We start from the raw sequence: 13,170 nt of genomic DNA on the forward strand, positions 1-13,170 counted from the left end.
TAGGTCGATTGGCTGAAGGCGGAGTACCGACTCTGATTCACCGACTCGCTCGATGACAAGCCGCATCGCCGATGAGGTAGCCCTAGTGGCGTGGCGAACGATTTCGGTACAATTCGTTTGATCTCAATTGCAACCACGATCAACTGCCAAAGGTACAAAACGGTCTGCAGATATGAACTGCCAGCAAACTTAAGAGGCTTGCACTCTTCGATTCCAAAACCGTCAGGTCGACAGGCTTCATATTGTTGTCGCAATCTGCGGCATTGGAGGTAATCGAAGATAAGTTTCGAAAGTGGAGCCGTTGGCAGTCTTGAGATCACTTCGACAACCGAACCACAGGGATGGAGCCCGACGACGACGGGTGAATTTTCAATGAGCGAGCTTCAACAAAATCGCGGACTCAATATCACGACCACGGCTGGCGCAGATAAATTGCTGCTCTCAAAACTGGTCGCCACGGAACGGTTAGGCCAACTGTTCGAATTTGACGTCGAACTGCTATCGACCGATCACAATATTGATTTGTCGGGCTTGCTTGGAACCGGAGCGACGATCGAACTCGAGTTGTCGTCCGGCGACAAACGCTACTTGCATGGGTTATTTGGTCGGCTTTCTTGGGCCGGGTCCCATGGGCATTTCTCAAAATACCGGGCGACGATCGTGCCGTGGTTTTGGATGCTTACCAAGACGGCGAATTGCAGGATTTATCAAAACAAAACTGTGGTAGATATTATCACCGACATTTTTAAAAATCAGAACCAATTTAGCGACTTTAGTAAAAAGTTATCGGGCACGCACGGCAATCGAGAGTATTGCGTTCAATACTGTGAAACCGACTTTCAGTTTGTCAGTCGCTTGATGGAAGAAGAAGGCATCTATTACTTCTTCGAACACTCAGAAGGAAAGCATGACCTCGTGTTGTGCGATTCAGCTAGCGGCCACAAGCCATCGGAGACACACGCCTCGCTTGCATATTTCCCGCCCGAGGCTCGCCGGATTGCCGAGTATGACCATGTCTACCATTGGGATGTCTCAATGGAAGTTCAGAGTGGTGAATACGTCTTAGCCAATTTCGATTTTGAAAAACCGAAGGCGGATCTTACCGCCAAAGCGATGATCCAACGCGATCATGCACTTTCCGGAATGGAAGTGTTCAATTATCCGGGCGCGCATACTGAGTTGATTGATGGTGAAAGTCGTTCTAAGGTTCGAATTCAAGAGCGGCAAAGTCAGTTCGTGCGAAGCCGAGGGACGACCAACGCGCGTGGACTGAGCGTCGGTTCGACATTCAAATTGACCGGTCATCTGCGTTCCGATCAGAACGCCGAATACTTGGTGGTTGCCAGTCGCATCGAAGCTCAAAACAGTGACTTTGAAACCGGAGAGGACACGGAGACCACGGAATTCAAATGTGACTTCGAGGCGATGGATTACAAGCAGGTCTTTCGCGCACCTAGTTTGACACCCAGGCCAATGATTCGTGGTCCACAGACCGCGATTGTCGTGGGCAAATCAGGTGAAGAAGTTTGGACGGACAAATATGGCCGAGTGAAAGTTCACTTCCACTGGGATCGTTTCGACAAACAGGATGAGAACAGCTCGTGTTGGGTTCGGGTCGCGCAATCCTGGGCTGGAAAACGGTGGGGATCAATTCACATCCCGCGAATTGGCCAAGAAGTCATCGTGGAGTTTCTTGAAGGTGATCCAGATCGGCCAATTGTCACCGGACGGGTCTACAATGCTGATGAGATGCCGCCCTACGCACTTCCGGAGAATGGTCTTGTCAGTGGGATCAAATCGCATAGTTCAAAGGACGCGACTGATGAAAACTTCAATGCCCTCACGTTTAACGATACGAAAGGCAAAGAAGAAGTCTATTTCCATGCGGAGAAAGATTTTCAGCGTCACGTCGAAAACAATGACAGCTTGAAAGTTGGTTTTGACAAGATGGATCCGGGCGATCAAAAGATTGAGATTTTCAACAATCAAGAAGTGATCGTCGGCGGTTCGGATGCCGACGACGGCAGTCAAACGGTGACGGTCTTTAACAACTTTACACACAAAACCAAGGAAGGTGATGCAACGATCGCGGTCGAAAAAGGCAGTCGCAAAACCACCATCGAGACCGACGAAACGCTTGAAGTGACTTCGGGCGACCGTAAAACGACCGTCAAAAGCGGCGACGATACGCTGTCGATCGATTCGGGGTCACAAACAACCGAAGCTGCAAACAAGATTCAATTAAAGGTCGGCTCGAGCAGCATCACGATCTTGCCGGATAAAATCTCCATTTGCTCTCCGACGATCGAATTGAACGCTGATACGGCGGTGAAGATCGAATCCGGCGTCAATGTCGATGTTGCCGGAGCCGTTGTTTCCGTTGCTGCCGACGGAAGTTTGAAACTTGAAGGCGGCGTCGTCAATATAAATTAGCCCCACAAGGCACTCGCGGTACAAACATGAAGTTGATCGTTCACGTCGTCTCCGGACCTGCCCGCGGACGCAAGATACCAGTGCAAGCTGGTGAGCGGACTCGTTTCGGTCGTAGCGAATCCGCCGATGTCTGTTTGCATGATCCAGACATGGCTGATGTTCATTTTGAAATTGTATACCAGGGCCAGTCTCCGCAATTGCGGTCGATCGACGCCGTCCTAGAGACATTGATCAACGACAAGCCTGTCGCCGAATCCGTGATCGCCAACGGTGATCAGATTGCCGCTGGGCAAAGCCGGATGAGCGTGTCGGTCGTCAGCGCCGGAGGCAAACTGCTGGAAGAATCCGAGAGCGAGGCGATTGGGGAGACAAGCGATCCACCGCTGTCGCTCGAAGAACTGATCTCGAAAGCCCAGCTGAGTGATAATGCACTGCAACTCGCAAACGAAACGCCCGCGATTTCAGTACCTGCTTACCTGGATTTGCTAAGCCAGCATGCTTTGCCGATCGACGCTATCAAGGTTATCGCGTTGTATCTTCCAAAAGTCGATGCGATCCGTTGGGCAAGCCGCTGCGTTTCCGAGCTACAAGGGACGCAGCGTTCTGAAACGGACAAACTGGCTGCCGAATGTGTCGAAGAATGGCTCGCTGAAGCCAGTGAGAACACACGCTGCAAGGCGATGGAGCTTGCAGAGCAACTGCAATACGAAACGCCCGATGCATGTGTCGCCGCGGCGGTCGGATGGAATGAAGGTAGCATGGTCTCATCCGACTATGCGCCCGTTGTCCCGCCGCCGTATCTGTATGCCCGCATGATAAGCGGTGCATTGATCAAGCTGGTTTATGCCGGTGGGCCATCAGCCGTCAAGCAAAGGGCCGACAGCATCATCGAACTCGGCTCCGTCGAATGACACCGTTCAAGAGGGCGAGGCAGATGGCCACTAGTTGTCTGTTGGCGTTCAGCTGTCGCTCTTCACTCCGGGTCGGCGGCGTTCTTCCGCACGGCTACTGCGAGTGAATGGCGACTTTAGAAGACAGCAAACCTGAAAATTGATGCGTCGCTAGACTGCATCTGCTAAACCGTCGCAGGTACGGCTGACTGCTGGTCCGAGTTAATTTGGTCGATCAACTCTTGTGACACTCGCTCGGCGTCACCATGTTCGACTTGGCAAGTGCCTGCTGCTTCGTGTCCACCACCACCGTATTTCAGGCAAAGTTCGCCGACGTCGGTTGTGCAGGAACGGTCCAAAATCGATTTTCCGATCGTGAACACTGTGTTCTGTTTTTGTTTTCCCCAAAGCACATGGATCGAGATATTGCACTGGGGATAAAGTGCGTACACGGTGAATCGGTTTGTCGCGTAGATCGTTTCTTCGTCGCGCAAATCAAGCATGACCAGATTGCCGTGAACGCTAGCGCACTCTTTGATCTGATTGACCGCCAACTGCTGGTGTTCGCGATACAGTTCGACCCGTTCACGAACATCGGGTAGCAATAGAATGTCTTCGATGTCTAAATCGCGGCAGCAATCGATCAAGTCCATCATAAGTTGGTAGTTGGACACTCGGAACGTATGGAATCGTCCGAGTCCGGTGCGAGCGTCCATCAGGAACGAAAGCAGTGGCCAACCCTGAGGGTTCTTGATTTCGTCGGCAGAGAATTTGGCGGCGTCAGCCTTGTCCACCGCTGTCATCATTTCTTCGCTGATCGCTGGGAATCTTTCACGTCCGCCGAAATGGTCATAGACGACTCTTGCTGCCGAATCGGCATTGGTCGAGAGAACGTAGTTGTCCGGTTGGATGCCTTCGTTTCGGAGCTCCTCACTGGAGTGGTGGTCGAAGCACAAGTGGCATCCTGGGACATACGGCAAGTTTGTCAGGATGTCATTTTCGGTGACTTCGACAACACCATCTTGCATATCCTTTGGGTGCACGAACTTGATATCGCCAAGGATGTCCAGTTCCTTCAATAGCAAGGCACAGACAAGGCCGTCGAAATCGCTTCGTGTCAGCAAACGGTACTTTTGATTGGTGTCGGTCATGTTATTGCGTCAGCGTCTCGGACATCGATTGGGATTGTTTTGGAAACACATCGGAATGAATGCTCGTCGCAGTCTGGTGTCGCGACGCGTCACCCTTCACGCTCGAACAAACGGCGGAAGTAATGTTGCTTTCGAGACACTGCGAGAGAGGCTTTTGTTGAGCTCGCCGCCTTCACGATCTGGCAAGTGACCGACAAGGTTGGCGTCAAAACAACAAATCACTGATGGAATCATCCAGCAGGTCTTGCACGCGGCGCTCCGTTGCTGCGTCGAAAAGCAGGCAACGCTTCATTTCAATGGCTGTCGAAACTTAGGACGCAGATTTGACCTATACACGGTCATTTTTCGGGGAACATTGAATCCGCTCGTCACTGCGATGCCCTAGTCGTACGTTCAGTTTCCAAATGCCGCTTTCACCATCCCTAAAGCATCGCCGATGGATCTTGAAAATCCGAAGCGTTGGCAGCGATAAACAAATGAAAACTGCATCGACAAAGTTCATTGATCAGTTAAGGGTTAGTCCTCATCTGCTTCTCAGATAGCTATTTGACTGTGTGTACGGATTTGGTTGTAAGACGATGATTTGTCTCGCCACGGTCGGATAGATTTTTGCCAAGTTAGTCCGCGTAGGATTGGAACGGTTGGAGCGGCCTTGCGAGATGCGATAGAATATTCGCATCCCACCTCCCCTCCTAATGCCCTCGCTAAAACGCCCGCCTATGAGACGCTCGATTTGCTCGCCGACTCATGTCTTCCGTTTCGTGTCGCTGTGGGTGATTGGTTTCGCAGTCCTTGCGTCTTCGACGACTCAAGCGGATGAACAAGTCCAGCGCGAACGCTCTTTCGACGTTCAAGCCATCTACAAAGAAAAATGTCTTCGTTGTCACGGGGATCATGGCCAGGGCACAAGCGAAGGCTATTCAAAGCCTCTTGATACTTCACAGTCCGTCGAAGCATTGACCAAAGTCATCGCCGAAACAATGCCCGAAGAAGACCCGGAGAGTTGCGTTGGTGAGGAAGCAAAAGCACTGGCACATTTCATCCTCGAAACTTTCGAGGGTTCCAAAGGGGAATTGAACTCCCCAGGAATCACGCGTCTGACCGTCGCCCAATATCGAAATTCGATCGCTGATCTATTGGGACAGTTCACTCCTCAGCCGAGCAACGAAAACCAAACCGATCGACGGCGACGATCGCGTCGCGATGGGAACGGAGTACCGGGGCTGCGCGGCGAATACTATCAATCCGAAGGGATGAACAAAGCCCAGCGTCTGGCTCACTATCGAAGTGACACTCGAATCGATTTTGACTTTGGAAGGGACGCTCCTGTTCCCAGTTTGACCGCAGACCAATTCGCCATTATCTGGCAAGGCAGCTTACGCGCCGATCATACCGGTGAATATGCCTTTCGGCTGACAACGCAAAACGGAGCTCGTCTGTACCTTAACTTTGATCCGCGTCCAAACACGGGGTCATTGCGTGACGACCGTTCATCGGGTGACAACGAAGCCTTCATTGACGATTGGGTCGGATCTGGAAAGGTGCGGACAAAGTCAGCAAGCATGTTTCTGCTCGGCGGACGTGACTACCCAATTCGATTGGAGTTCTTCAAATACCTTGAGGACGCCGCACAAATCAAATTGGAATGGAAGCCACCGCATGGCACTTGGTCAGTTTTGGACTTCAACCATGTGACAACGGAGTCTTCGCCAAGAACCTATGCCTGTGATGTCCCTTTTCCAGCGGATGACCGAAGCTTGGGCTTTGAACGTGGAAGTCACGTTTCACCACAATGGCAATCGGCAGTCATGGCTGGAGCCGTGCAAACGGCAGCTGAGGTGATAAGTCGTTTGCCGTTGCTGTCTGGAACCGCCGAAAGCGGCGATCGCGATGAGAAGATTTTACGATTCGTGCAGCGATTCGCGGAAGTGGCGTTTCGGCGGACGATTGAGCCCGAGGAGGCCGAGCTACTGCGGTCGATCACGCTGGCAAACCCCGATGACTTGGAGTCAGGCGTTCGCAAATCGGTGGTGTTGATCTTGATGTCGCCTCACTTCCTGTATCCTGATCTGACGAGTCTTGGTGACGAACCATCACAACTGGTCGTTGCTTCGCGGTTGTCGTTTGCGATGTGGGACAGCATCCCAGACGCGGAATTAATCGAGGCTGCGAAGGCTGGAAAGTTGAATCAGCGAGAAGGCATCGAAGATCAAGCGAGAAGGATGCTGCAAGATCCGAGAGCGAAAGCGAAGATCCGGCGTTTTTTCGGTCTGTGGTTGGAGATCGAAGAACGAGATCTTTCAAAAGACCGGGCTTTGTTTCCAGAATTTGACGAACAAGTTGTCGCTGATTTACGGCGATCTTTGGAGCTGTTCATTGATAGCGTTGTTTGGAGCCGCCGATCGGACTACCGCGAATTGTTGCTCGCAGACCATCTGATGTTGAACGAACGATTGTCGGAACTCTATTTCGAGCGACAGAATGATTCGGATGGGAAATTGTCTGGTGAGGAGATCAAGCAGCGCGCAAGAGAACGTGAGTTCGCTTCGTCGTTTCAACCCGTGGATTTCGATGCTGCTGAGCGATCGGGAATTTTAACGCATCCCTATCTATTGAGCGTCTTGGCGTATCACAACAACACCTCGCCGATTCACCGTGGTGTTTTCTTAACACGCAACATCGTCGGACGCGCGTTAAGTCCACCTCCAAACGCGATCGCGTTTAAGGACGATGAATTCCCGGATGACTTAACGATGCGTGAAAAAGTGACGTTGCTGACTCAGGACTCCGCATGCATGTCTTGCCACAGTGTTATCAATCCGCTGGGTTTTACGCTCGAAAGCTACGACGCAGTGGGGCGATGGAGAGTTTCTGAAAATGAGAAACCGATCGACACCGAAAGCAACTATGTCACACAATCGGGTGAGGTATTGAAGCTCGGGAGTGCCAGGGATGTAGCCGAATTCGCAGTCAAAAGTCCTTCCGCCCATCGAGCGTTTATCACACATCTTTACGAACACATGCTTCAGCAAAGTGCCCACGAAGCGGGCGAAGAACAGCTAGAGCAGCTGACACAATCCTTTGCCGCAGATGATTTCAATATTCAGAAACTTTGTGCCCGGCTTGCTGTCCTGGCAACCCAAAAGGCATCGCCCCGGTCCAACCATTTGACGGAGAATTCACAATGAGTCGACTTAATGATGGACGTCGTCGATTTCTGCGAGATCTAGGCGTGGGGGCTGCCGTGCTGCCATTCTTAGGACGCCTGCCAAGCCTGAATGCCGCTGAGTCCGGTGCGGCAGAGACGATCCGAGATGGCAAGCCAGTGCCTGCCCCGAAACGACTGGTGATTATGTTCTCGCCCAATGGGACGTTGCCCAGTGAGTTTTGGCCCGATGAGTTTGATCCCAACGGACGATTGGCGCTAAAGCCGATGTTGGCCGCTCTGGAACCGTTCCGGGACCAGACGTTAATCCTGAAAGGAATCAACAATCAAGTCGGTGGTGATGGCGACAACCATATGCGTGGCATGTCGTGTTTATTAACCGCTAGACAGCTTAATCCGGGTAATATCCAGGGTGGAGGCCATACGCCGGCGGGTTGGGCGAGCGGAATCTCGATCGATCAAGAGGTCCGAAATCATTTTCAATCCAGCGACTCCACACAAACCCGATTTGGATCTTTGGAATTCGGAGTCGCTGTACCCGATCGCGCAGACCCATGGACGCGGATGTGTTACGCCGGAAGCGATCGGCCTGTCGCTCCGATAGATGATCCGGAGCAGATGTTTCAGAAACTCTACGGCGGTGCTCAAGATCGTCAGACGGTTTCCAGCATTCTTGATCACGTCCGTGATGACATTGCCAAGGTGTCGAAACGTCTAAGTACAACCGATCGGCAGATGCTTGATCAGCATCTTCAAAACGTCCGCCAACTTGAACGTGAAATCGAAGCGGCCGCGACAGAAGCGACACTGGTCCACCCCGAACCGGAAATTGACCCAAACATCGAATTGGTTAATGACAATACCCCAGCGATCAGTCGTATGCAGATTGATTTGCTGGTCAACAGCCTCGCCAATGACATGACTCGGGTGGCAACACTGCAATTTATGCGGTCCGTTGGTCAGGCCCGAATGCGTTGGTTGGACATTGAAGAAGGGCATCACTCGTTGTCACACGAACCTGACAACGACGAGAACGCTCATCAAAAGCTTCATCGAATCAATTCTTGGTTCGCTGGCGAGCTTGCCTATCTGGCCAAAAGGCTTTCTGAAATCCCCGAGCCCGGTCGGGAAAACGAATCGATGTTGGACAACACTCAAATTGTTTGGCTAAACGAGCTGGGCAAAGGGAATTCGCACACCCTGGATAACATCCCGTTTCTTCTCGTCGGCGGCGGAAGTGGATTCCATACCGGGCGTGCGATTGACTTTAAGGGGGTCGCACACAATCGGTTGTGGTTAGCAATCGCTAACGGTCTAGGACATCACGAATTGAAGTCTTTCGGTTCACCGGAATTCTGCACCGATGGGCCCCTGGACTTGGTTGGCTAGTAATCTGTGACCGGCCCACGGTTGTGTCTGGGGTCACCAGTTTGTGTCGCCCCACTATCCAACAGAGTTCTCGAAAACAGGAACGAAAAAGATTCGAACAGCAGGTCCACTATCGAGAGACCTGTTGGTTTCCCTGTTTGAACTCTCTTCGAATTGCCACCCGGGCAACGATCTCCGCTGGAAAGACCGCTACGTTCACGGAGTAAAGGGCGACAATGAAAAAGCAACACGCTGCTAGGCGATGCACCAAGCTGTCGAAATCAGGCCTAGTGCGGCGATGCCGATCAGCCACTGAACCTTGGTATTCATTCGAACCGAATCAGGGATGGTCGTTGCGGCGGCTCCGATAATCACACCTGCGATTAATCCGAACACGTGCGCCATCACATCGGTTCGTTCGCCTCCGACACCAAGCATCGAAAGTAACATGATGCCACCAAGAATGGGCGTCCACTTACGAAAACTCTCTTGGCGGCTATAGGATCGAAACGCGTCCATCATCATTAAACCGATCGCGCCAAAGACGGCCGTTGATGCTCCAATCGATTGGTGCTCCGGTGCTTGGAAATAGGCGTTGGCTAGATTGCCAAGAAAGCCTGACAACACGATTAGCAGCCAGGTCAGGCCGCCACCGTATGTACGACCGAGCAAAAATCCAAAGAAACTGCCGAACAAAAGGTTGGAAGCCAAGTGCCCCATGTCCAAATGCAACGTCAACGCAGTAAAACAACGATACCATTCGCCTGCGGTGACATTTCCGGCGATCGAGGTACCGAGGTCGGCGAGGCGAACTCCATATCCCCAAGGGGCAGCCAAGACGCTTATCGAACCGACAACGAAGCAGTAGAACAGTGCGGCCCAAGCAGCTCCGGGCGCTTCGGCACGGCGAGCGACATCGACCGTGCGGCTGGTGTTTTCGGCTTGATAGTCCTGTAATTCGGCAATTGCCGAATCGCTATCATCGGGACGTACCAATAACTGCCAACCGCCATGACGCTGGACAGTCTGGTTTGGGATACCCGCAGCGGTCAGCACCAAACGTAGCTCTTTCACTTTCCGAAAGTCGCCAGCGCTAAAGACTGGAATTGTCATCGACTTATCCCCTCGCTTGTCAGGCGGATTTGATTCGCCCATCTTGGTTATCCGCCATTGAGTTCCTTCGTACCTACCGAATTCGCTCGATTCTTGTCCGATCACGCCGACTTCGCCGGTTGGGTTGTCTTTGTGTCGTTCATCGTTTTTGTCGGCGGAATGATTCTGGTTCCATGGCTAATCGTCAGGTTGCCTGCCGACTATTTCATTGCACCACGGCGTTCTTACACAGATACCCTGTGGCGACATCCAATCTTTCGGTGGATTGCTTTGATTGCCAAAAATCTTTTCGGAGTGATCTTGTTGATCTTGGGAATCGCCATGTTGGTTTTGCCAGGTCAGGGCTTATTGACCATCGCAGTTGCAATTTTTCTGCTGGACTTTCCTGGCAAACGGAAACTTGAGCGTAAATTGATCGAGCGAAAAGCAATTTTGAATTCTGCGAACTGGTTGCGAAAACGCGCCGGTGTCGCACCCTTGGTTGTCACTCGGCCCCGAGCAAACGGCTAAACGAAGAAGATCAGCGATGCGGGCGCAGCGGCGTTCGCGTTTTGAAAATCGATGATGGGTTCACGCCGATTCTGGTACCAATGTGCGACGACGTACTAGGGATCTCTCCGCAAATCGGAAACTTGCCCCATCAGCTTCTCCGCAAAGTAAAGTCTCCATCTCGCTTCGTCGTAGCGAAAGTCTGCTTCTGGGGCGATCTCCTTTAGGAGCGCAAGGGCATCTGGATTTTGCTGATTATCAATTTTCTCTTGCGGTTTACTTCCCATGTTCATGCCCATGCCGCCGGAACTATCGCGACCGACTTGCATGCCAGGTCCCGGTGCGATGATGGTTCTGTACTGGGTGTTTAAGGCTTCGACGTAATCTTCCCACAGTTCTGGATCGGGGAAATAAGTCAACCCGCGTAGCGCCATCGTCACCTCGGCCGGTTTCGTCTTGGAGTTACGCACGACGTTCAAATAAGTCGCTACTGCTGAAGGTGCACCATAGCTTTGCAGGTGGTGCAAGGCTTCACCACGGATCGCGCTGTCGGGTTCGAACATGCCACATTCGACCAAGGCCGCAACGGCTGGCGTCGTCTTAAAAGAGGCGAGCTTGTCGAGGTAAAGCCGGCGAAGCGATGGAGACTCATTCGTATTGCCGCGGGTCTCTTTCAATGCTTCTGCGAATGCGTGGGCGGCAAGTGGATCGTTGATCGATTTGATTTCTTCGAGGGCTTCGGCTGATCGTTTGTTGTTGCGAAGAACAGCCGTCCGTAGCTTGGTCAACTGAGTTGTTAGCCGCTTGATTTCACTTCTCGCTTCGTCCTGAGCTTCAAGCTTCATGTAGACCTCGGGGACTTGCCATCCCTTGGAAGTCATCATCAGGCCACGCTGCCGCTGCTGATCTTCGAATCGGATCCACGTGTTCCCATCGCGAACATAGTCCAATCCCGCACGAGCTTTGCTATGGTTCGGATCGATTTCGATTGCGCGTCGAAAGTGATAATCGCACTGAAGATGGAGCCGTCGTCCTTTGCATTGTCTGGCAAACTCGTAGTGGGCATCAGCGTTTTCAGGAAGTTTGGCCCGCTCGGTCTGATACCACAACAGATCTTCGTCGCTGTCATGGACAGTTTTGCGGACGCGGCTTCTTGGCACGGCAACTTTTAGATCGTTGTCGACTTCGATCACGACGGGACGTCGCCCATCGTCGCCTTCGCTGAGGATTTTTCCGTCGACAGAAGCACCGCCGCTGACTTCGACCGTGTCCGCTGAAAGTGATCCGAAGGGAGACGAGGCGAACGTCAGTATCGAAACAAAAACTGTGAGCCGACGCGAAACATTGCGAACCCTGCGTCGACGCGTCGAACAAATTCGATTCGATTCAGCAGTGCTCATTTCAGCAGTGCGCAATTTCACGTTGTTGGAATTCATGCTACTGGCGGATGTTCGATGGATAGCCCTTGCGAGCGGAGTTGGGCATTGCTGATGGGCGCTTCAAAGCCGGCGTTTTTCGGCAATTCAAACTTCGGCAACCCAAAGCCTTGGTCGGTGTTGGCAATGCCTTGAATTAGAGACCTGCGGAGTCGATTCACAAGTTAATTGTAGTGCGAAACAAAAAATCGGCTCACGCATTCCAAATTCTCCGCCGATATCAAACTTGACTAAACCGATCATATTTGTATCATTCCGCTGTCGAAACGGACACGTGTTCAGTAACGTGTCATCAGAATACTTGGCACAACTTCGCTTCTATTTGGATACATGACGATGTTGCCGGTCCTACCACCTGGCGATTCTGGCGAACCTCAAGACGATGGGCCTCAGGGGGCTCTTGCGGCCGATCCACCGCTGCACCCAACCGAAGACTTTCTAGCTGAGTTGGCAGATTCCAGTGCGATGCTGGAAACTGCAACGCCTCAGGAGATCTTGCAGTGGGCGGTCAAGCGATTTGCTCCGCGGTTTTCGATGGCGACCGCGTTCGGGCCCGAGGGCATGACCATCATTCATATGCTCAGTGAAATTGCCCCGGAAACACCGATTTTTAATCTGGAAACTGGGTACCAGTTCCAGGAAACGCTAGACCTGCGTGAGCGGGTCAAAGAACGATATGGCATTGAGGTCGAATACAAGTACCCAGCCGTCTCGGTCGAAGAATACGAAGCCGCCAATGGCGGTCCTGTTTACAAAACCGATCCCAACCGTTGCTGTGGTGATCGCAAGTTGAGTGTCCTTAAACAGGCAGCGAAAGGCTTACATGCGTGGGCGAGTGCGATTCGTCGGGACCAAAGTCCGGACCGAGCGAAGGCCCCGATCGTTGGGTGGGACAAGAAGTTTCAGCTTGTCAAAATCAGTCCCTTGGCCAATTGGACCAAGAAAGACGTTTGGAATCTGATCATCAACAACGACATCCCGTACAACCCTTTGCATGATCAGGGTTACCCAAGTGTCGGATGCTGGCCCTGCACCCGTGCGGTGCAGTTGGGGGAGGATGAACGGGCCGGGAGATGGAGCGGATTTCAAAAGACAGAATGTGGACTTCATAACTAGGACGGCGC

The 13,170-nt window shown here is 52.3% G+C and carries 9 protein-coding genes; 6 read left to right on the forward strand and 3 right to left on the reverse strand.

What is annotated here, in order from left to right; all coding sequences use genetic code 11:
• Window positions 1-372: 372 nt before the first annotated feature.
• Together LOC67_RS21650 and LOC67_RS21655 are read left to right on the forward strand one after the other, a co-directional pair.
• Entirely contained in the window at window positions 373-2,433 is a 2,061-nt protein-coding gene (locus LOC67_RS21650) for a type VI secretion system Vgr family protein (RefSeq protein ID WP_230264901.1), read from the forward strand.
• Window positions 2,434-2,459: 26 nt separating this feature from the next.
• The gene (locus LOC67_RS21655; protein ID WP_230264902.1) at window positions 2,460-3,344 is read left to right on the forward strand and encodes an FHA domain-containing protein; all 885 of its coding nucleotides are present in this window, start codon (window positions 2,460-2,462) and stop codon (window positions 3,342-3,344) included.
• 164 nt (window positions 3,345-3,508) lie between these two features.
• Here the strand turns inward: LOC67_RS21655 and LOC67_RS21660 are convergent, their stop codons facing one another.
• Entirely contained in the window at window positions 3,509-4,474 is a 966-nt protein-coding gene (locus LOC67_RS21660; protein WP_230264903.1) for an exopolyphosphatase, read from the reverse strand.
• Between the two features lie 719 nt (window positions 4,475-5,193).
• On the opposite strand from LOC67_RS21660, the gene LOC67_RS21665 reads away from it, so the two are divergent.
• Together LOC67_RS21665 and LOC67_RS21670 are read left to right on the forward strand one after the other, a co-directional pair.
• Window positions 5,194-7,662, forward strand: coding sequence for a DUF1592 domain-containing protein (locus tag LOC67_RS21665; RefSeq protein WP_230264904.1), 2,469 nt, complete (start codon window positions 5,194-5,196; stop codon window positions 7,660-7,662).
• A complete protein-coding gene (locus LOC67_RS21670) occupies window positions 7,659-9,029 on the forward strand; it encodes a DUF1552 domain-containing protein (RefSeq protein ID WP_230264905.1) in 1,371 nt (456 codons plus the stop codon). The genes LOC67_RS21665 and LOC67_RS21670 overlap by 4 nt, the downstream gene beginning before the upstream one ends.
• Before the next feature lie 234 nt (window positions 9,030-9,263).
• Here LOC67_RS21670 and LOC67_RS21675 read toward each other — a convergent pair whose 3' ends face one another.
• A complete protein-coding gene (locus LOC67_RS21675; protein ID WP_230264906.1) occupies window positions 9,264-10,121 on the reverse strand; it encodes a rhomboid family intramembrane serine protease in 858 nt (285 codons plus the stop codon).
• Window positions 10,122-10,214: 93 nt separating this feature from the next.
• On the opposite strand from LOC67_RS21675, the gene LOC67_RS21680 reads away from it, so the two are divergent.
• Window positions 10,215-10,631: a PGPGW domain-containing protein gene (locus LOC67_RS21680; RefSeq protein WP_230264907.1), complete on the forward strand. Its 417-nt coding sequence runs from the start codon at window positions 10,215-10,217 to the stop codon at window positions 10,629-10,631.
• Window positions 10,632-10,726: 95 nt separating this feature from the next.
• Here the strand turns inward: LOC67_RS21680 and LOC67_RS21685 are convergent, their stop codons facing one another.
• Window positions 10,727-12,010 (reverse strand): HEAT repeat domain-containing protein, encoded by a 1,284-nt coding sequence (locus tag LOC67_RS21685; RefSeq protein WP_230264908.1) that lies wholly within the window; start codon window positions 12,008-12,010, stop codon window positions 10,727-10,729.
• 372 nt (window positions 12,011-12,382) lie between these two features.
• On the opposite strand from LOC67_RS21685, the gene LOC67_RS21690 reads away from it, so the two are divergent.
• Window positions 12,383-13,162: a phosphoadenylyl-sulfate reductase gene (locus tag LOC67_RS21690; RefSeq protein WP_230264909.1), complete on the forward strand. Its 780-nt coding sequence runs from the start codon at window positions 12,383-12,385 to the stop codon at window positions 13,160-13,162.
• The last annotated feature ends 8 nt before the right edge of the window (window positions 13,163-13,170 follow it).

It is taken from the genome of Stieleria sp. JC731, from assembly GCF_020966635.1.
In the GTDB taxonomy this organism is placed as follows: domain Bacteria; phylum Planctomycetota; class Planctomycetia; order Pirellulales; family Pirellulaceae; genus Stieleria.

Bases quoted from the DNA above. Each gene is read 5' to 3' on its own strand.
- LOC67_RS21690 (WP_230264909.1), top strand. From the start codon at position 12,383: ATGTTGCCGGTCCTACCACCTGGCGATTCTGGCGAACCTCAAGACGAT.
- LOC67_RS21660 (WP_230264903.1), bottom strand. From the start codon at position 4,474: ATGACCGACACCAATCAAAAGTACCGTTTGCTGACACGAAGCGATTTC.
- LOC67_RS21665 (WP_230264904.1), top strand. From the start codon at position 5,194: ATGAGACGCTCGATTTGCTCGCCGACTCATGTCTTCCGTTTCGTGTCG.
- LOC67_RS21655 (WP_230264902.1), top strand. From the start codon at position 2,460: ATGAAGTTGATCGTTCACGTCGTCTCCGGACCTGCCCGCGGACGCAAG.
- LOC67_RS21675 (WP_230264906.1), bottom strand. From the start codon at position 10,121: ATGACAATTCCAGTCTTTAGCGCTGGCGACTTTCGGAAAGTGAAAGAG.
- LOC67_RS21685 (WP_230264908.1), bottom strand. From the start codon at position 12,010: ATGAGCACTGCTGAATCGAATCGAATTTGTTCGACGCGTCGACGCAGG.
- LOC67_RS21650 (WP_230264901.1), top strand. From the start codon at position 373: ATGAGCGAGCTTCAACAAAATCGCGGACTCAATATCACGACCACGGCT.
- LOC67_RS21670 (WP_230264905.1), top strand. From the start codon at position 7,659: ATGAGTCGACTTAATGATGGACGTCGTCGATTTCTGCGAGATCTAGGC.